This is a genomic window from Flagellimonas sp. B-3, from assembly GCF_056857835.1.
Genome location: NZ_JBSXNW010000018.1, coordinates 13,441 through 32,683, shown reverse-complemented (window position 1 = coordinate 32,683; position 19,243 = coordinate 13,441). Strand labels below are relative to the sequence as shown.

Here is a 19,243-nt window from a genome sequence, read left to right as displayed (position 1 = left end):
ATGCCCAGGCTTTGTGTCTATAAAAAAGTATGTTATAACTTAATCCGCAACTTGTACATTAACGGCGTTTAATCCTTTTTTACCTTGTTGTAGTTCGAATTCTACAACGTCACCTTCTCTAATTTCATCGATTAAACCAGAAATGTGTACGAAGTGATCTGTGTTTGAACCATCTTCAGTGATAAATCCATAACCTTTAGAATCATTGAAGAATTTTACTGTTCCTTTACTCATAATATAAATTGAAAAAAATTAATTGAGCTACAAAGGTACGTTTAATTTATTGGGAATCAGTTTTTTTCTTAAAAATAAAATAATTATGTGGTTGGATCAGGGGTTAAACGCAAGTATGGCTTGATTTCTTCCACACCTTTGGTAAAGATTCCTTTGGCCTCTTCGGTAGGTATAGATGGGCTTACCACAACTTTTTCTCCATTTTTCCAGTTAGCGGGAGTAGCCACTTTATGGTTGGCCGTTAATTGCAAAGAATCCACAACACGCAACAATTCGTAAAAATTACGTCCGGTCGAGGCAGGATATGTTAATGTAAGTTTGATTTTTTTATCGGGACCCACAATAAACACAGATCGTACAGTAAGTGTATCGTCTGCATTGGGGTGAATCATATCGTATAGATCCGAAACCTTTCTTTCCACATCGGCAACTATGGGGAAGTTGACCTTGGTGTTTTGGGTCTCGTTGATGTCCTTGATCCATTCCATGTGCGATGCTGCCCCATCAACACTCAATGCCATCATCTTTACGTTTCTTTTGTCGAATTCATCCTTAAACTTGGCAGCTGTGCCCAGTTCGGTGGTGCAAACAGGGGTAAAGTCAGCAGGGTGAGAAAATAGAATCCCCCAACTATCGCCAAGGTATTCATAAAAATTAAGTGTTCCTTCCGAAGTAACTGCAGTAAAATCCGGAGCAGTATCTCCCAATCGTAAAGTTGCCATATATTTTCTGATTTTAAAGTTTGAAAAATAGTACCCTACAAAATTACTAGATTATTTGTGTATTGCGCATAAAATCAGTTAAAAGTGTATTAAAAATACCTGTTGTACATTTTAGAGTACCTGTTTCAAAAAAACATCAAGGACTAACATCTGAGCATATCAAATCTCAATACAATTTTATTGGCTTGAGCCAAAAAACTTAACTTGGCAGGTGTTCATCAAGAAAATACATTCTTTGCGATACAGCAGTAATCATTATCTTCGACCAACGAAGTTGTATTTATGATAAAGGCCACTAATATTCAAAAAAGTTACGGAGACCTCAAAGTTTTAAAAGGGGTCGATTTGGTAATAAAAAAAGGCGAAGTGGTATCCATTGTCGGGGCCTCGGGTGCAGGAAAAACCACTTTATTGCAAATTCTGGGCACCTTGGATACCCCTACCAACAAAGGAGAGAGCACACTTCTTATCAACGACACCGATGTAAACCAACTTAACGATAAGAGCTTGGCACAGTTCCGGAACCAGCATATCGGTTTTATTTTTCAGTTTCACCAATTGTTGCCCGAGTTTACAGCCTTGGAAAATGTTTGCATTCCTGCTTTCATTAAAAAAACGCCTCGGGCCGAAGCTGAAAAGCGCGCCAAGGAACTGTTGGACTTTTTAGGATTACAGGATCGTTACGACCACAAACCCAATGCTCTCTCTGGGGGTGAACAACAACGTGTTGCTGTCGCCCGTTCGTTAATGAACAATCCCTCTGTAGTCTTGGCAGATGAACCCAGCGGAAACCTAGATTCCGAAAGTGCGGACAATCTACATCAACTTTTTTTTCAATTGCGTGATGAATTTGGGCAGACCTTTGTATTGGTGACCCACAACCTAGAGTTGGCCGACATGGCAGACCGAAAACTCACCATGGTAGATGGTTTGATCGTTTCCAAAGATTGATATGACCAAAGCAGAGCTCAAAGAATTTTTGGATGCCAAGGTGTTGGAGTATAACCACCCCAAGTTTTTGGAAGATGACCCCATACAGATTCCGCACCAATTTACTGGAAAAGAAGATATTGAAATCAGTGCGTTTTTAACGGCCACCATTGCGTGGGGCAATCGCAAAAGCATTATCAACAATGCCTCTAAATTAATGGGGTTGATGGGCAACACACCTTATGATTTTGTGATAAACCATACCGACGATGATCTTGAAGAACTACGGTCTTTTGTACACCGAACCTTTAATGGGATAGACCTTGTTTACTTTGTAACCAGTTTGAAGCATATTTATAAGAACCACGGTGGTTTGGAAGCGATTTTCACAGAACATCAGACCAAAGACTCCATGCAGCCTGCCATTTCCAAGTTCAAGGAAGTGTTTTTTGAGTTGCCCCACCAAAGTAGAACCCAAAAACATGTTTCCGACCCCAATAAAGGTTCCGCTGCCAAACGTATCAATATGTTTTTACGTTGGATGGTTCGGGACAATGACACGGGAGTTGATTTTGGGCTTTGGAAAAAAATCGACCCCGGCAAGCTCTCCTGTCCGTTAGACGTACATTCGGGTAATGTGGCCCGGAAACTAAAACTGCTCAAACGCAAACAAAATGATGCCAAAGCATTAGAGGAGCTCGACAATAATCTTAGAAAATTGGATGCCACCGACCCCGTAAAGTATGACTTTGCCCTATTTAGCTTAGGTGTTTTTGAGCGGTTTTAGAAACTTCTGAACATTCACTGAATTGGTGTTTGGTTAAGGAGCTGCCTACTTTTATAATTAGGAAGCTGTTTTTTGAAAAAGTCTCCAAGACATAAATATGGCAAATGCACTCTTAAAAATTTTTCAAGGATCAATCAAATTTATCTTTTGGGCATTACTGGACCTATTGATTAAATTGAGCATCTCTTTTGAAATTTTTTCAATCCAAATTACTCCCTAGAAGTTAAGTCCTTGGAAACTCCCAACCGTTATGGTATTCATTTTTCAACATGGCATCAGCTTCTGAGTGGTTAAACTTGCCGTTTTCAGCATCCCAGAAAAGTCGACCCCCTGTTTTATAGGCAATATTGCCCAAGTGGCTAACCACGGCTGCATCGTATCCAATTTTTATTGGTGCCTTCAAAATTGATTTATCACGGGTTTTTACGGCTTCCAAAAAATTCTGTGTGTGTAGCCCTAACCCTTGCCCTACTCCTTGCTGTAACGGTACGGCTTCTATTTTAGGCCCTAAATCTTTGCTCCAATGAGGGCGGTCGTGCTCTGGGATCACTTCCCATCCACCACGGTCCAGCACCAAGGTACCATTGTTGCCAATAAAGGCGATACCGTGGTTTCGTCCGTAATTGCCACCATCAATACCAGTGGCGTGTTCCCATAACAGGGAAAAGTCGCCAAAATCGTATACGGTCTGCAAGGTATCGGGTGTTTCTGCGGCATCATTGGGATAAGCAAATTTGCCCCCCATTGCCATTACGGATTTTGGTGTAGAGGCTTTCATGCCGTAAAGTGCATAATCGATCAAGTGAACGCCCCAATCCGTCATTAATCCACCAGCATAGTCCCAGAACCATCTAAAATTAAAATGGAACCTATTTTTATTGAATGGCCTTTTTTCCGCAGGGCCCAACCACATATCGTAATCCACTCCTTCCGGTACGGAACTATTTGGTACTACAGGTATGGATTGCATCCACCCTTGGTAGGCCCAAGTTTTTACCAAGCGAATCTGCCCCAATTTACCGGAATGTACGTAATTGATCGCATCTACAAAATGGGGCTCGCTACGCTGCCACTGGCCTATTTGCACCATTCTATCACTTGCATTTACTTTGGCGAGCATGGCATCGCTCTCTGCTACTGAGTTGGCAATGGGCTTTTCGCAATACACATCTTTGCCTGCATCAATGGCATCTGTAAGTTGTAGACAATGCCAATGGTCCGGAGTTCCGATAATGGCAATGTGAATATCTTTGTCCTCCAGCAATTTTCGGTAATCGGAATACCATTTTGGCTTTTTGATACCTCCTTTTTCAAGTTCTGCCGTTTTTTCGCGAAGTACATTTTCATCTACATCACAAAGGGCAACAATTTCCACTTCGCTGTTCTGCAGCATGGAACTTAAATCGGAAAAGCCCATACCCTTACAACCAATAAGACCAACCTGTACTTTATCGTTAGGACTTATGTTTTTCCGAATTGATGCCAATAACTCGGTAGGAAATACCATTGATGCTCCCAAACCTGCCACATACATTCCACCACGTTTTACAAATTGTCTTCTTGTTCCCATATTCTTTAAAAATTTTGGAAAAAGATACAAAAAAACGTCCCCTGAAGTTTAATTTTCAAGGGACGTTTTTGAATTTAATGTGTATACTTTCGCTTACTTCTTTTCGGCGGGAGCGTTCAATTTTTTACTCATTTCCATAGAAATGGCTGAGCGGTCGAACTTTAAACGGCCTGCCATGGTTTCGATGACACAGGAAAAATCCTTGTCGTTCAATTCCACGATTTTGCCGTGCAGCCCACTTTTGGTAATTATATTATCACCTTTTTTTAATTCTGAAGCGAATTTTTTCTCATCCTTCTGACGTTTCATCTGCGGGCGAATCATAAAAAAGTACGCCACGGCAAAAATCAATATCAGCGGTAAAAACTGTCCTATATTTTCCATTTAGGTCTTTTAATTATTTAACAGGGCCTGCTGGTGTAGCTCCCGGTGCTTGAACAAACGCCTTGATTCTCAATATTTCTGAACCTTTAGCTGTATTTGCGTTTACGGTAATTGTTTTGGTGACCTGGTTTTGACCAGATCCATTGAACTTAACCAACAACTCTCCTGTTTCTCCTGGTGCAATAGGGTCTTTTGGAGGGTTTGGCACGGTACAACCACAGCTACTTTTAGCATTTGTAATGATCAAAGGGGCGTTGCCGGTATTGGTAAATGCAAAAGTTGTTTCTTGTGGAGTTCCCCGTTGGATCGTACCGAAATCGTGTTCAGTTTTCTCAAAGGTCATTACGGGAACATTTTTTGCTGCTTCATCCCTGTCCACAGCACTCTCAACGTTGTCAGCAACTATTTTTTTTGATGCTTTGTCCTTGCATGATACGCCCATTATGGCGACTACCATGATCAAACTTAAAATTGTTGTTATTCTTTTCATGATTAAAATTTGTTTTTCCAAAATTAAGGAATAATTGTTTATTGCAAGCCTCTACCCATTTTTTGAAGCCTACCATCTGATTTATACTCTTTTACCAACTTGTCCAAAACACCATTAATAAAAATGCTGCTCTTTGGTGTGGAGTATTCTTTGGCAATCTCCAAATACTCGTTCAAGGTTACTTTTTCGGGTATGGAATGGAAGTTGAGCAGCTCACAAATTGCCATTTTTAAAATAATGGAATCTATCTCTGCGATACGGTCGTTGTCCCAATTGGGTGTTTTACCTTCGATTTCCTTTTCCCATTTGGCATCGTTGAGCAAAGTTTTAGTCAACAGTTCGTTGGCAAAATCCATGTCCTGTTGGTCTTTTAGTAAAGCTGGTAAAAAGAAACGGTCCCCAGAATCCGGTTTGGCCTTTTTTAAACGCTTTACCAAAAAGGTGTTCACAATGGGGAAGTCATCCACCCAAGTTAACTTATCATCCTCAAAGTAATCGTAAATTTTTTCGTTGGGCGCTATAATTTCCTTGAACAGTTGAATAACAATATTGCGGTCGTCCGCATAGCTGTCTTCGCCATTGGACATATACTCCTTATAAATATCGCTGGTAATAATTTCTTTATGAATGATTTTTACATATTCATCATTCATGTACCAATTGTCCAATTTTCGCTTGGAAATCTCGTTTTTCAAGACCTCGTTGTTCACCAATTGCAGCAACAAACGATTTTTTATAAACTTTTTGGGGTTTGGGTAGTTGTCTTCCTCGGTGGCCACATATTTTTTGGAAGCGTGGCTCACATGTTTTTCCGCCAAACGATGGAGTTCGGCCAAAAGGCTTAAAATCAAAAGGTATAGAACGTACATGTTTTCTATACTAACTCTCAAAAACTTTTCTTGTTTTTGCAAGGAATCATCCTTGGATTGCACCAATGCATAAATGCATTGCATTACTTTTACTCTGATGTGCCTTCGGGTAAGCATGTTTAAAGAACTTTTAAAGTCATTGTTTGGCTTTCACTCCGCAAAAGTAATCTTATATTTGAATCTTACCTACCAAAGTTACTTTCTTATCAGTTTTATAACGTTTACTTTGTTTGGTATGGTATATATTTGCGGGATTGTCGCTGTACATTTACCCTAAAAATCACTTTTTTTACCTTTTTATGAAGGAACTGAAACACCTAAATAAATATTTTAAAAAATATTGGCTCAAACTCTTTTTGGGGATTCTCATTACCATAATTGCCCGTGTTTTTTCCTTGGTAATGCCTTCGTATGTGAACAAGTCCATACAGGCAGTCGAAGATTTTGCATCGGATGTGATCAGCCTTTCGGATGCCAAGGGATTATTGCTACAGTACATTCTCATTATTGTTGGAGCTGCTATTCTTTCGGGCCTTTTCACTTTTTTGATGCGCCAAACGATCATTAATGTATCCCGCTACATTGAGTATGATTTGAAAAACGAAGTTTTTGACCATTATCAGTTACTTAGTCTCAATTTTTACAAAAAAAATAGGATTGGTGACTTAATGAACCGAATCAGTGAAGACATCAACCAAGTGCGGATGTATGGCGGCCCTGCCATTATGTATGGTATACAAACCTTAACCCTTTTTGTGTGCTTGGTCCCCCTAATGTTTATAAAGGCCCCTACCCTGGCGGCCTATACCTTGCTTCCGTTACCTATTTTATCTGTTCTGATTTACCAGATCAGTAAAATTATCCACAAAAGAAGCACCAAGGTCCAAGAATATTTGTCCACCCTGTCCACTTTTACACAAGAATCCTTTTCGGGGATTTCAGTAATAAAGGCATACAGCATTGAGCCCCGAATAAATACGGAGCTTCGTGGATTGGCGCAAGAGGGAAAAGATACCAGTATGGCCTTGGCCAAAGTGAACGCTTGGTTCTTTCCTTTAATGATTTTATTGATCGGTATCAGCAATGTGTTTGTGATATACATAGGTGGACGCCAATATATAAATGGGGAAATTGAGACCATTGGGATCATTGCCGAGTTTATTCTTTACGTAAATATGCTTACATGGCCCGTTGCCGTTGTGGGGTGGCTTACATCCATAGTACAAAGGGCTGAGGCTTCGCAAAAAAGAATAAACGAATTTTTAAAGGAAGAACCATCCATTAAAAACCAAGTAAAAACACCGACCCCAATTATTGGTAGTATTGAGTTCAGAAATGTGACCTTTACCTACGAAGACACCAATATAACTGCCCTCAAAAATGTTTCATTTACTGTTGAAGCCGGTCAAACTGTGGCTATTTTAGGAAAAACAGGTGCAGGGAAATCAACGATATTGGATTTGGTGGCCCGCTTGTACGACACTTCTTCTGGAGAAGTATTGATTGATGGCATTCCTGTTCAACAACTAAACCTTGATAGCCTACGCAGCTCCATAGGCGCCGTACCGCAAGATGCTTTCTTGTTCTCGGATACCATTGAGAACAATATTCGTTTTGGAAATGAAAATGCAACGCACGACGATATTGTGGAAGTAGCCAAAAAAGCAGTGGTACACAAAAATATCCAAGGCTTTGCAAAAAAATACGACACGGTATTGGGAGAAAGGGGCATCACATTGAGCGGTGGCCAAAAACAACGGGTTTCCATTGCCCGTGCCCTTTTAAAAGACCCTAAAATTTATCTTTTTGATGATTGCCTATCCGCCGTGGACACTGAGACCGAGGAAGAGATCCTTAATAATTTAAAAAGAGTATCGGAAAGTAAAACCACACTTATTGTAAGTCACAGAGTATCATCTGCCAAGAATGCCGATAAAATCATTGTGTTGGACAACGGTAGCATCATTCAAGAGGGTACCCACGAGGAATTGAACAATACCGAAGGGTATTACAAAGACCTCTACATCAACCAACTCTCGGGTAAAGATTCATAAAAAAGTTGCTGAATTAGCTTTTTTTTTACATTTTTGATGACATAATTCAACATAGTACTAAATACACTATACCATATGGGCCAGAAAGATACAATGGATCAGGAAGAGATTTATTCGAAAGTCTTAAGAGCAGGAAGAAGAACCTATTTTTTTGACGTAAGAAGTACCAAGGCCGGAGATTACTACCTTACCATCACCGAAAGTAAAAAGTTTACCCACGACGATGGTTCTTTCCACTACAAAAAGCACAAGATTTATCTGTACAAAGAAGATTTTAGTGCTTTCCGTGAGATTATGGAAGAGATGATGGACTACATTATTGACGAAAAAGGTACCGAGGTTATCTCCGAACGCCACCAAAAAGATTTTAAAAAGGAAGAAAACAGTTTTAGTGAAAACGGGGCTGCATCGGGCAACTTTACCGATGTAAGTTTCGACGATATCTAAAAACATCTCCTTTAAAAAAATTAAACGACCTGTATTTTTTGCAGGTCGTTTTTTTATTTTTACCATATACGACCTTGTACAATCCTAAAATTTAAGAACAATGGCTAGGACTCCCAGTAACATGCTCCCTTTGGGCACCAAGGCTCCCAACTTTGAACTGTTGGACACCGTTTCCAATAAAAAACGCTCTTTGGACGAGCTGAAAGGAGAAAAAGGGACCGTGGTAATGTTTATTTGCAACCACTGCCCTTTTGTGGTTCATGTAAACCCGATGATCGTAAAGTTGGCTCAAGAATATCAGGAAAAAGGAATTGCCTTTGTGGCCATTTCCAGCAACGATGTGGAAAACTATCCACAAGATGCTCCGCATTTAATGACCGAGAAAGCCAAAAAGGAAGGCTATACGTTTCCCTATTTATATGACGAAACACAAGAAACAGCAAAGGCATACGATGCGGCCTGTACTCCCGATTTCTATCTCTTTGATGCGAATTTGTCCTTGGTCTACCGCGGTCAATTAGACGACTCCAGACCGGGAAACGGAATTCCACTTACAGGAACGGACCTTAAAAATGCAATGGATGCCGTTTTGGATGGTAAAGCTGTAAATTCCGAGCAAAAGCCAAGTCTGGGCTGCAATATTAAATGGATCAACACCTAGCACTATAATAAAGAATGACTCTTACTGTTCAAAAAAACATGGTAAGCTTGGAACCCGTTATCCAAGATAACTTAAATGAATATTTGGCTGTTGGCGTAAAATCGTACTGCGAACATTACCTCCACTTATGGGAGAACGAAGATCCAACCCCCTATATTTCGTACGGACTGACCAAAGAAGTTGTTGAGCGTGAACTTCAGGACCCCAATGCGTTCAACTATTTAATTCAACAAAACAATAAAAACGTTGGTATCCTTAAATTGGTAAAAAACTGTGGTATCGATGAAATTGCAGATACAGATGCGCTTAAAGCTGAGAAAATATATTTGCTGAAAGAACACTCCGGTAAAGGAATAGGCAAACAAGTGCTTCAATTTATTGAAGATACGGCGAGAGACTTGAACAAGAAAATCGTTTGGTTGGATGCCATGCAAAAAGGAAACCCGATTCATTTCTATCAAAAAAACGGATTTACCATCAAACGGGAGAGCGAGGTGGTTTTGCCCCGCGTTAAACCTACCGAGAAGGCCATGTGGATCTTAACCAAAAACCTTTAGGTTACCACCCTTCGCGCTCTACCAAGTTTTCAATATGGGCAAAATGATGATTGCTGTGCCAAGCGTAGCGAGCTATGTTTTCTTCCAAAGTGGTCTCTTGGTTTCCATCGGGGTGTATAAAGCTTCTTTTTAAATCTCCTTCGGAAAGCCCTTTCAGCAAATAAACCAACTTGGCGTGTATGGCACTCAAATGGTAAAGCGACATTAATATGGGCGCGGTACGGGTATCGAACAATTCGGCCCAAGCCTTTTCATCGTAAGCTTTAATTGTAGGAGTATCTTCTGTAAGTGCCCATTTAAAGCGAATATAACTATTGTGATGGCTATCGGAAATATGATGGACCACTTGGCGAACAGTCCAACCCCCTGGTCGATAAGGGGTTTCGAGCTGTTCCTCGGACAATGGAGTAACCAAATCGCTCAAACGTTGGGGCAACTGTTCCAAAACGGAAATCCATTCCTTCAAATTATTTTTTGTGATGGTATCAGGAACCTCAAATTTTCCAATAGGGTAACGTAGTTGTTCCAAAGTTTCTTTTTTATTCATTTTGATTGACGTTAGCGAATTACATTTTTTTTTCAGAGAAACGGTTTAGACCTTTTCGGATTAAAAGATAGCGCTAAGGATATTTGCTTCACGGAACCTAAACATTATGACACAAGTACAAAGCCAATATAGAAAGTAACGGGCAAATACCAATTTAAAATACCTCCAATTCTTCAATCGACCCAACTCATCCCCCAAACCCAAAACCAGGTTCAAAATCCAAGGAAATGGTTTCTCCCCCATTCGCAATGGATTTGTAAATGGCTTCCACGATCATCATATCGCGTTTACCCATTTCACCGGGCGCTTTGTTGGGCTCGTCGAACAATACGTGCCGGGCAAAATCGTCCATTTGCAATTTCTGCTGGCTCTCGTGCGGAAATTTAATAACATCACCATTAGAAGTCACCCCGCTCAACGGACCATAATTATTGGCAGGCTGTAACCGAAACCATCCCGAAGTCCCGGAAACATACATCGCATTCGCATTAAAATTGTGCGAAGTGGAAATGTTGCCCACTGCCCCACTCGGGAATTCAAATTGTGCCGTAATGGTCTCGTCAGTGTCTTTAAAATACTCAGGTCTGGTGCTAAATTCCTGTGCAGCCACCGAAATTGGATTTTCACCCGTACCATAAATGGCACTTTGCACAGCATACACGCCCATATTCATTAAAGCGCCTCCTCCCGAAAGTTTTTTGTCCAAACGCCATTGGTCTGGATTGCCCGTGGATCGGTAGGCGGCATCTGCGGAAACAAACAACACATCGCCAAAGGTTTTTTCCCTGACAAATTCCTTTACCTGCTGCGTATAGGGCTCGGAATGTAAGCGATAACCCATGCCCAGTTTTACGCCAGCTTCATTACATGCATTTATGATGGCATCACACTCTGCCACGCTAATGCCCATAGGTTTTTCACAGATAACATGCTTGCCTGCTTTAGCGGCACGAATACTAAATTCGGCATGCATACTGTTGGGAAGCACCACATATACCACATCAATTTCGGGGTTGTTGGCAATATCATCAAAATTTTGATAGTTGTAAATGTTCTTTTTAGGAATACCGTATTTATCGGCCCAAACCTTTTCCTTTTCGGGAGTTCCGGTAACAATTCCTGCCAAATAGCAATGTTGGGTATCCTGCAAAGCAGGCGTTAATTGATAGGTGCTATAACTACCAAGTCCAACTAAGGCAATGCCCAGCTTCTTTTTATCCTGATTGGCTCCCATGGCACAGGCAAACGGCACCGATGATAACAAGGCGGCACCTCCTATGCCTTTTGCGGTCAGGGTATTAAAATTTCTTCGGGTGAGACTTTTCATGGAATATAGATTTAGTTAACGCTATTAAATTTACACATAATAGAACAATCGAATGCACCTTCATGCATTTTCAGAGCTTTTGTCTGTATAAGAATCTTCAAATTCCCTATTTTTATGAACTTGACTAATTCAACCCGTAAAAATGAAAAAACTCGTATTGTTAGGCATGGCGTTTTGCACGTCATTTGCCTTTGCCCAAAGTAGAAAATTACCCGTTGACACCACAGTAACCACACAACATTCCGTAACCATCAACGGTTCCAACATTGACTACACCGCGACTACAGGAACCCAACCCGTTTGGGATGAATTGGGGGAACCGATTGCATCCTTGCATTACACTTACTACACCAAAAATGGTGTAAAGGATAGGTCTTCGCGACCCTTGTTGATTTCCTTTAACGGCGGACCGGGCTCCGGTTCGGTTTGGATGCACTTGGCCTACACAGGTCCGCGTATTCTTAAAATTGATGATGAAGGGTATCCCGTGCAACCCTATGGCGTTAAGGAAAACCCGTATTCCGTTTTGGACGTAACCGATATTGTTTACGTAAACCCTGTGAACACAGGCTATTCACGTACCATTCCCGAAACAGGAAAAGAAGTGGACCGTAAAAAATTCTTCGGAATCAATGCAGATACCAAATATTTGGCCGAATGGCTGAACACTTTTGTATCTAGAAACAACCGTTGGAACTCCCCTAAATATATTGTGGGTGAAAGTTACGGAGGCACCCGTGTTATGGGCCTTTCCTTGGCACTTCAAAACCAACAATGGATGTATTTGAACGGGGTAATTATGGTTTCCCCAGCCGATTACAAGGTATTCCGTGACAACGACCCCGTTTCCAGTGCCTTGAACCTTCCTTATTTTGCTGCCGCAGCATGGCACCACAAAGCCCTGCCATCCGATTTGCAAAGCAAAGACCTGTTGGAAGTGTTGCCAGAGGTGGAAGAATTCACAATTAATGAATTATTGCCGGCTATCGCCAAAGGTGGTTTTATTCCCGAATCTGAGCGTAAAGCCATTGCCGATAAAATGGCGCGTTATTCCGGATTGGATGCAAAAGACATTATTGACCACAATTTGGATGTGCCTACGCAATTCTTTTGGAAAGCTTTGTTGCGAGATAAAGGCGGATACACGATCGGGCGTTTGGATAGCCGTTATTTGGGAATCGACAAAACATTGGCAGGAACCCGACCCGATTATTCACCCGAGTTGACCTCTTGGTTGCACAGTTTTACCCCTGCCATTAATTATTACTTGCAAGAAGAGCTTGATTTTAAAACTGACATTAAGTACAATATGTTCGGCCCTGTACATCCCTGGGACAATGATGATGATAACGTAAGGGACAATCTACGTCAAGCGATGGCACAAAATCCATACTTGAACGTTTTGGTGCAATCGGGTTATTACGATGGCGCCTGCACCTATTTTGCGGCCAAGTACACCATGTCGCAAGTAGACCCTAGCGGTAGAATGAAAGACCGATTTGAGTTTAAAGGATACCGTTCCGGTCACATGATGTATTTGAGAAAAGAAGATTTAAAATCGGCCAACGACGATATTAGAGCGTTCATTTTAAGAACCCAAGCCAAAGGAAAGAGCGCGAAATATTAAATCAACTACTTCGGTGGCAAGCCCACGAGGTATTCAAATGAAATAAATTAATTCATTTCGACGTAGAACGTCGGGGAATCAAACCCTCAATGAGGGATTCAAACAATATTCATAGTTTACAAAAGCGGTATGACATTTTAAGTCATGCCGCTTTTTTGTTGAAGAAAAATCCGAAAAGTAGCCTTTTGTGTAACAAAAATGTAATTAATCATACTTATATGGTAAAATATATCAATTATGGGAGGTGAAGGAAGTATGATGCATGCCATAAAAAGCTTAAAGGCCAATCGAAGCATGTTAAAAAAAAGAAAGTTAGCTTCTAAAGGTGATGTCTATGGCAAAAAAAACGTCACAAAATTACATTTCAAAAAATCTACCCGACGGGACGTAGCTCGAATCCGTAAAAAAATGTTTATCCAAAAAGAGAAAGAAAAACGGCAGATGTTTTATGCCATCATAGCAACCGTCCTTCTGTTTTTTGTGATGTATTTGCTATTTGTACAATGATAATTTTCTATTTTTAGCAAAAACCACACAAGTGAAAAAACAAACCATACTCTGGATGATGCTTTCTTTTTTAGGATTGATGGGCACTTCTAAAATCAATGCCCAAGATTGGCCCAACTTGGAAAAGTATAAAAATGCAAATGCCGAACTCACCGCTCCCGCAGACGGTGAAAACCGCGTAGTGTTCATGGGCAATTCCATTACCGAAATGTGGAAAGATGCCCATCCTGAGTTTTTTAAGGACCACCCTTTTGTAAACCGAGGCATCGGCGGACAGACCACGCCACAGATGCTGCTTCGTTTCCGTCAAGATGTGATTGATCTAAATCCCAAAGTTGTCGTTATTTTGGCTGGAACCAACGATATTGCGGGCAATACAGGCCCCATGACACTAAAACAAATACACGACAATATCCTTTCCATGGTAGAACTGGCAAAAGCAAATGGCATTAAACCAATCGTTTGTTCCGTACTGCCTGCTTACGATTATCCGTGGCGTCCAGGGTTGAATCCAAACGTTAAAATTCCAAAGCTAAATGCATTGCTCAAAGATATGACCAAAGCCCAGAACGTAATGTATTTGGACTATTTCTCTGAAATGGTTGATGATAGAAATGGAATGCAGTCCAAGTTAACTACGGACGAAGTGCACGTCACCAAAGCAGGATATGATATTATGGAGACAATGGTAAAAGAAGCCATTGACAAAGCCTTAAAAAGTTATTGAACTAAACCATTATGGGTTGAAAAACAATGATATTGCAAACAGTTACTGAGTTATTTGGTTAACTAATTGTCCGCAATCAACCATATAAACAAAAAGTTGTCAGGTCGAGCGCAGTCGAGACCTCATTTTTAAGACATTGGGTTCAATAACTTCTCTACTTAAGTTTATCTTGAGCGGAGTCGAAAGGCTCGAAGTGACAGTGCATTTTGGTTGATTGCGGACAATCAGAATTAGTTACCTTGCAGCATGCAAAACGGTAAGGTCAGCATCATCATTCCTTTTAAAAACACAGCAAATTTTTTGCCCGAATGTTTTGATTCCATTTTGAATCAAACGTATACCAATTGGGAGGTTTTAGCCGTTAACGACCATTCCACCGATGAGAGTTTTGAGTTCCTTACCTCCTACTCCAAAAAGGATGAGCGCATCAAAATCTTCCAAAACAAAGGCATGGGGATTATTCCTGCGCTCCAAACGGCATACGCCCAAAGTAGTGGGAGCTTTGTGACTCGCATGGATTCTGATGATATCATGAAGCCTACCAGATTGGAGGTAATGGTAAACGCTATAGTTGAAAACGGGATTGGGCATGTCACTGTTGGACAGGTAAAATATTTTTCCGACCGAGGTATCAGCAATGGTTACGAGCGGTATGAGAAATGGTTGAACCAATTAACATCAACGGGCAATAATTATGATGAAATTTATAAGGAATGTGTGATCCCCTCTCCTTGCTGGATGGTCCACCGTGAAGATTTTGAAAAATGCAAAGGTTTTGAGCCCCAACGCTATCCCGAAGATTACGACCTAACCTTTAGATTTTATGAACATGGATTTAAAATTATTCCATGCGACCAAGTGCTGCACCTTTGGCGCGATTACGATACCCGTACCTCCCGCACCCACGAGCATTACGCGCAAAACTATTTTTTGGACATTAAACTCCATTATTTTATACGGTTGGATTACGATGACACCCGTTCGTTGGTAGTTTGGGGGGCTGGATTTAAAGGGAAGAATATCGCAAAAGGGTTAAAAAGACAGGGGCATGATTTTGTTTGGTTATGTGATAACCCCAAGAAAATCGGCAAAGAAATTTACGGCAAGGAACTCGTCCATTTTGAGGCATTACAAGAACTGGACAATCCACAAAGCATTATCACCGTTGCCAATGAGGAAGCCCAAGAAGAAATCAGGGAATACTTTTCAGAATTGGGACAATCGCCCATGCAGGATTACTTCTTTTTTTGCTGACTAAACCTGTTTCGAGTTAGATTTCTCACATTCGTTCGAAATTGACAATTAAGTATATTCGAGTCATTCGTGAAATTCGTGTCAAAAAAGATGCTTCACCCCGCCCACAATCAAAATAGGTTCATTAGTAATTGTTTAATCGTCATAGATAATTGATAAATGAAGTTTGAAATCAGAATGTTTTAATGCCTATCTTTGATCAAGCAATGTTGGGAATGCAGTTTAAACATCCAGAAATTCTTTGGGCACTTTTTCTTCTAGTCATACCCATTTTAATCCATTTATTTCAGTTACGACGCTTTACCAAAACCCCGTTCACCAATGTGGCCATGCTACAAAAAGTGGTTTCGGAGTCCAGAAAAAGCAATACGCTTAAAAAATGGCTGCTGCTGTTTACCCGTCTCTTATTGTTGGCTGCCATTATAATTGCCTTTGCGCAACCGTTTACCTCGGCCACAACAGCGCTTCAAGAAAAGGAAACCGTTGTTTATCTGGACGATTCTTTCAGCATGCAAGCCAAGAACAATGGCATTTCACTTTTGGAAAAAGCTGTCCAAGATCTGATCAAAAACATTGAGAGAGATACGGAGTTCAGTCTGTTCACCAACGAAAAAACATTCAATAATGTTCGCATAACTGACATTCAAAATTCGTTGCTATCGCTCCCCTACTCGTACAAACAACTCAACCTGAACGAAATTGGCCTAAAGGCCAACAGTCTGTTCTCGCAAAACAGTAGTAGCATAAAAAACTTGGTCGTAATTTCTGATTTTCAAGAAAGGGTATCCGATGGAAATACCGATTTGGATTCAACTTTGGTGGCCCATTTTGTTCCGATGCGGCCGCGGGAGGTTCAAAACGTATCGATTGATTCCGTTTTTGTGGATGATGGCTTGAACGAACAGGCCAAATTAAAAGTGTTTCTTTCTGGAGGAAACGAGAATAATGCCTTACCCATTTCTCTTTATAATGATGATGAATTGATTGCCAAAACTGCTGCAAAATTTAAATCAAATAGAGATGCTGAAGTCGAATTTACCATTCCGGCCAGTGAAGAGTTAAACGGACGTTTGAGCATCATCGATAATGCATTGGGGTACGATAATCGGTTTTTCTTCAACATCAATTCCAAAGAAAAAATTAAGGTATTGGCCATTAGTGAATCGGATAGCGATTATTTAAACCGATTGTTCCGGGGCAACGAGTTCGATTTACAAAAATTTGGTTTGAATCAATTGGATTACAGTAATTTGGACAATCAAAATGTAGTGATTCTGGATAATTTAGCTACAATTCCAAGCAGCCTTCAAAATATCTTGCGCACTTTTAAAAATGATGGCGGCACCTTGATCATAGTTCCTGCCATCGACAGTAATTTATCCTCTTACAATACGTTTTTGTCCAGTTTGTCCACAACACAATTTTCGGAGAAAATCACATCCGATGCCCAGTTGACTACCATCACCTTTGACCATCCATTGTACCGCAACGTTTTCGAGCAAGAAGTGACCAATTTTCAATATCCATCCGTAAAAGAACATTTCAGAATACAGACCACTTTGCCCAAAGCTTTGTCCTTGGAAGGTGGCGATTCGTTTTTGTCCGGGGATGATGGACTGTATGTTTTTACAGTTCCCTTAGCATTGAACAACTCCAATTTTATCAACTCCCCGTTGATTGTGCCCACCTTTTATAATATGGCACAATCCAGTTTGCAAACACCAAAACCCTATCAAACCCTTGGTGAAACAACCATGGTGGATATTTCTGCTCAAATAGGCAACGACGATATTTTAGAGGTATCCAAAGCAGGTTATGGGTTTATTCCGCTGCAACAAACTTTCCCAAATCGGGTGCGGCTCACTTTTGACGAAAATCCGACCGAAGATGGCATTTTTTCCATCTTACAAAACGAACAAAGGCTACAAAATATAAGTTTTAATTACCCCAGAGCGGAAAGTCAACTCAAATACTTGGATATCGGAGCCTTGGAAAATGTAAACACCATGGATTCCGTTCCCGAACTATTTGAATATCTGGAAGCGGAGAACAACATTACCGCATATTGGAAATGGTTTGTTATTTTAGCGTTGCTTCTGGCGCTTATTGAGGTACTCATTCAAAAATTTGTTACATGAACATTCTGCTGAAGTCTGCAAAAATCGTATGCCCAGAGAACAAGGAACTTCACCTGAAGAAAAGGGATATCCTTATTAAAAAAGGAATTATTGAGAAGATCGGTGCGGCTGTGGAAGCTCCTGCCAATACCAAGGTGGTAGAAAAGGATAATCTACATGTATCCCTCGGTTGGTTCGATAGCAGTGTGAGTTTTGGTGAGCCAGGATTTGAGGAACGGGAAACCATTGCAAATGGATTGTTTACGGCCGGTAAAAGTGGGTTCACCGATATTGTGCTGAACCCAAACACGAATCCCGTGCCCGATACCAGTTCCGATGTGGTGTTTTTAAAAGAGCGCGGAATTGGAAAGGCTACAAAAATTTATCCTTTGGGTACCTTGACCAAGAATTCCGACGGTGTTGATCTTGCGGAGCTTTATGACATGAAGAATGCGGGAGCCGTGGCCTTTTACGATTTCAAAAAACAGGTTTCCAATCCCAACCTATTAAAAATTGCATTGTTGTATGCCCAAAATTTTGATGGATTGGTGTATTCCTTTCCTCAGGATGGCGACATAAAAGGGAAAGGTGTGGCGCACGAAGGTGAAGTCTCAACAAAATTAGGACTCAAGGGAATCCCTGCACTTTCGGAAGAGCTACAAATTGCCAGAGACCTTTTTATATTGGAATATACGGGTGGTAAACTGCATATTCCGACCATATCTTCGGGGGGGGCGGTAAAACTTATTGCTGAGGCCAAGAAAAAAGGGTTGGATGTAACGTGCAGCGTGGCCATTCACAATCTATTCTTTTCGGATGAGACCCTAACGAGTTTTGATACCCATTTTAAGGTGTCGCCGCCCCTTCGGACAAAATCGGATTGCAAGGCCTTGATCAAAGGAGTGAAAAACGGAACCATAGATTTTGTGACCACAGACCATATTCCTATGGATATTGAGCACAAACGTGTAGAATTTGATAATGCAAAAAGCGGAAGTCTTGGGCTAGAATCCGCTTTTGGAAGTTTGAACACCATTTTTGAGTTGGAAGAAACCATTGCTTTTTTAACCAAAGGACGTTCTCGGTTCCAAATAGTGCCTCCTGCCCTAAAAGAAGGCTCCAAAGCATGTTTAACCCTGTTCAATCCTGATGGGGAGTACACTTTTGAGGCAAAGAACATTCTTTCTACCTCAAAGAATAGCATGTTCGTAGGTTCTACATTAAGGGGTAAAGTTTACGGAATCATTAATAACGGTCAAAGTACACTATAATGAGTAATTCCACTCCGGGAAAAACTACTGCAATTGTATCATACATTACCATTGTTGGTTGTTTAATAGCCATCACCATGAATATTGAGCCCAAAAATGCCTTTGCCCGATTTCATATCCGGCAGGCTTTTGGTATTCATGTACTTTTTCATGCCCTGGCT

Annotated in this window: 19 protein-coding genes; 11 read left to right on the top strand and 8 right to left on the bottom strand. The window is 40.8% G+C overall.

What is annotated here, in order from left to right; genetic code table 11:
- Positions 1 to 39 precede the first annotated feature (39 nt).
- Positions 40 to 234: a cold-shock protein gene (locus AC13CS_RS06300; RefSeq protein WP_014034358.1), complete on the bottom strand. Its 195-nt coding sequence runs from the start codon at positions 232 to 234 to the stop codon at positions 40 to 42.
- Positions 235 to 317: 83 nt separating this feature from the next.
- Complete coding sequence (locus tag AC13CS_RS06295) at positions 318 to 956, bottom strand: peroxiredoxin (protein WP_014034357.1); 639 nt, start codon at positions 954 to 956, stop codon at positions 318 to 320.
- Positions 957 to 1,238: 282 nt separating this feature from the next.
- Here AC13CS_RS06295 and AC13CS_RS06290 point away from each other — a divergent pair, with 282 nt between their 5' ends.
- Positions 1,239 to 1,907, top strand: a complete 669-nt coding sequence (locus AC13CS_RS06290; protein WP_293163003.1) for an ABC transporter ATP-binding protein — start codon at positions 1,239 to 1,241, stop codon at positions 1,905 to 1,907.
- Between the two features lies 1 nt (position 1,908).
- Positions 1,909 to 2,673: a TIGR02757 family protein gene (locus AC13CS_RS06285; RefSeq protein WP_293163001.1), complete on the top strand. Its 765-nt coding sequence runs from the start codon at positions 1,909 to 1,911 to the stop codon at positions 2,671 to 2,673.
- Positions 2,674 to 2,896: 223 nt separating this feature from the next.
- On the opposite strand, the gene AC13CS_RS06280 is transcribed toward AC13CS_RS06285, so the two are convergent.
- From AC13CS_RS06280 to nusB, 4 genes are all read right to left on the bottom strand, one after another.
- Positions 2,897 to 4,243: a Gfo/Idh/MocA family protein gene (locus tag AC13CS_RS06280; RefSeq protein ID WP_293162999.1), complete on the bottom strand. Its 1,347-nt coding sequence runs from the start codon at positions 4,241 to 4,243 to the stop codon at positions 2,897 to 2,899.
- A gap of 93 nt (positions 4,244 to 4,336) precedes the next feature.
- Positions 4,337 to 4,627, bottom strand: coding sequence for a preprotein translocase subunit YajC (yajC, locus tag AC13CS_RS06275; RefSeq protein WP_293162997.1), 291 nt, complete (start codon positions 4,625 to 4,627; stop codon positions 4,337 to 4,339).
- A gap of 13 nt (positions 4,628 to 4,640) precedes the next feature.
- Complete coding sequence (locus AC13CS_RS06270) at positions 4,641 to 5,117, bottom strand: DUF1573 domain-containing protein (RefSeq protein WP_293162995.1); 477 nt, start codon at positions 5,115 to 5,117, stop codon at positions 4,641 to 4,643.
- A 38-nt stretch (positions 5,118 to 5,155) separates the two neighbouring features.
- Positions 5,156 to 6,103, bottom strand: coding sequence for a transcription antitermination factor NusB (gene nusB, locus AC13CS_RS06265; protein ID WP_293162993.1), 948 nt, complete (start codon positions 6,101 to 6,103; stop codon positions 5,156 to 5,158).
- Positions 6,104 to 6,285: 182 nt separating this feature from the next.
- Between nusB and AC13CS_RS06260 the strand changes: the two genes are divergently transcribed.
- From AC13CS_RS06260 to AC13CS_RS06245, 4 genes are all read left to right on the top strand, one after another.
- Positions 6,286 to 8,040 carry an ABC transporter ATP-binding protein gene (locus AC13CS_RS06260; protein WP_293162991.1) on the top strand — a complete coding sequence of 585 codons (1,755 nt, stop codon included), beginning with the start codon at positions 6,286 to 6,288 and terminating at the stop codon, positions 8,038 to 8,040.
- A 75-nt stretch (positions 8,041 to 8,115) separates the two neighbouring features.
- Positions 8,116 to 8,487 carry a PUR family DNA/RNA-binding protein gene (locus AC13CS_RS06255; protein ID WP_163624780.1) on the top strand — a complete coding sequence of 124 codons (372 nt, stop codon included), beginning with the start codon at positions 8,116 to 8,118 and terminating at the stop codon, positions 8,485 to 8,487.
- A gap of 100 nt (positions 8,488 to 8,587) precedes the next feature.
- Positions 8,588 to 9,148 (top strand): thioredoxin family protein, encoded by a 561-nt coding sequence (locus tag AC13CS_RS06250; RefSeq protein ID WP_293162987.1) that lies wholly within the window; start codon positions 8,588 to 8,590, stop codon positions 9,146 to 9,148.
- Between the two features lie 38 nt (positions 9,149 to 9,186).
- Entirely contained in the window at positions 9,187 to 9,705 is a 519-nt protein-coding gene (locus AC13CS_RS06245; RefSeq protein WP_293162984.1) for a GNAT family N-acetyltransferase, read from the top strand.
- A 1-nt stretch (position 9,706) separates the two neighbouring features.
- Here the strand turns inward: AC13CS_RS06245 and AC13CS_RS06240 are convergent, their stop codons facing one another.
- Both AC13CS_RS06240 and AC13CS_RS06235 read right to left on the bottom strand, forming a co-directional pair.
- Positions 9,707 to 10,252 carry a YfiT family bacillithiol transferase gene (locus AC13CS_RS06240; RefSeq protein ID WP_293162981.1) on the bottom strand — a complete coding sequence of 182 codons (546 nt, stop codon included), beginning with the start codon at positions 10,250 to 10,252 and terminating at the stop codon, positions 9,707 to 9,709.
- A gap of 187 nt (positions 10,253 to 10,439) precedes the next feature.
- Positions 10,440 to 11,579, bottom strand: a complete 1,140-nt coding sequence (locus AC13CS_RS06235; RefSeq protein ID WP_293162978.1) for a Gfo/Idh/MocA family protein — start codon at positions 11,577 to 11,579, stop codon at positions 10,440 to 10,442.
- Positions 11,580 to 11,721: 142 nt separating this feature from the next.
- Between AC13CS_RS06235 and AC13CS_RS06230 the strand changes: the two genes are divergently transcribed.
- From AC13CS_RS06230 to AC13CS_RS06210, 5 genes are all read left to right on the top strand, one after another.
- The gene (locus AC13CS_RS06230; RefSeq protein ID WP_293162975.1) at positions 11,722 to 13,206 is read left to right on the top strand and encodes a S10 family serine carboxypeptidase-like protein; all 1,485 of its coding nucleotides are present in this window, start codon (positions 11,722 to 11,724) and stop codon (positions 13,204 to 13,206) included.
- Between the two features lie 538 nt (positions 13,207 to 13,744).
- Positions 13,745 to 14,440 carry an SGNH/GDSL hydrolase family protein gene (locus AC13CS_RS06225; RefSeq protein ID WP_293162973.1) on the top strand — a complete coding sequence of 232 codons (696 nt, stop codon included), beginning with the start codon at positions 13,745 to 13,747 and terminating at the stop codon, positions 14,438 to 14,440.
- Between the two features lie 246 nt (positions 14,441 to 14,686).
- On the top strand, positions 14,687 to 15,694 hold the full coding sequence (locus AC13CS_RS06220; RefSeq protein WP_293162971.1) for a glycosyltransferase: 1,008 nt from the start codon (positions 14,687 to 14,689) through the stop codon (positions 15,692 to 15,694).
- Between the two features lie 215 nt (positions 15,695 to 15,909).
- Positions 15,910 to 17,832 carry a BatA domain-containing protein gene (locus AC13CS_RS06215; RefSeq protein ID WP_293162968.1) on the top strand — a complete coding sequence of 641 codons (1,923 nt, stop codon included), beginning with the start codon at positions 15,910 to 15,912 and terminating at the stop codon, positions 17,830 to 17,832.
- Positions 17,829 to 19,082, top strand: coding sequence for a dihydroorotase (locus tag AC13CS_RS06210; protein ID WP_293162966.1), 1,254 nt, complete (start codon positions 17,829 to 17,831; stop codon positions 19,080 to 19,082). Before AC13CS_RS06215 ends, AC13CS_RS06210 begins: the two co-directional genes overlap by 4 nt.
- Positions 19,083 to 19,243: the final 161 nt, after the last annotated feature.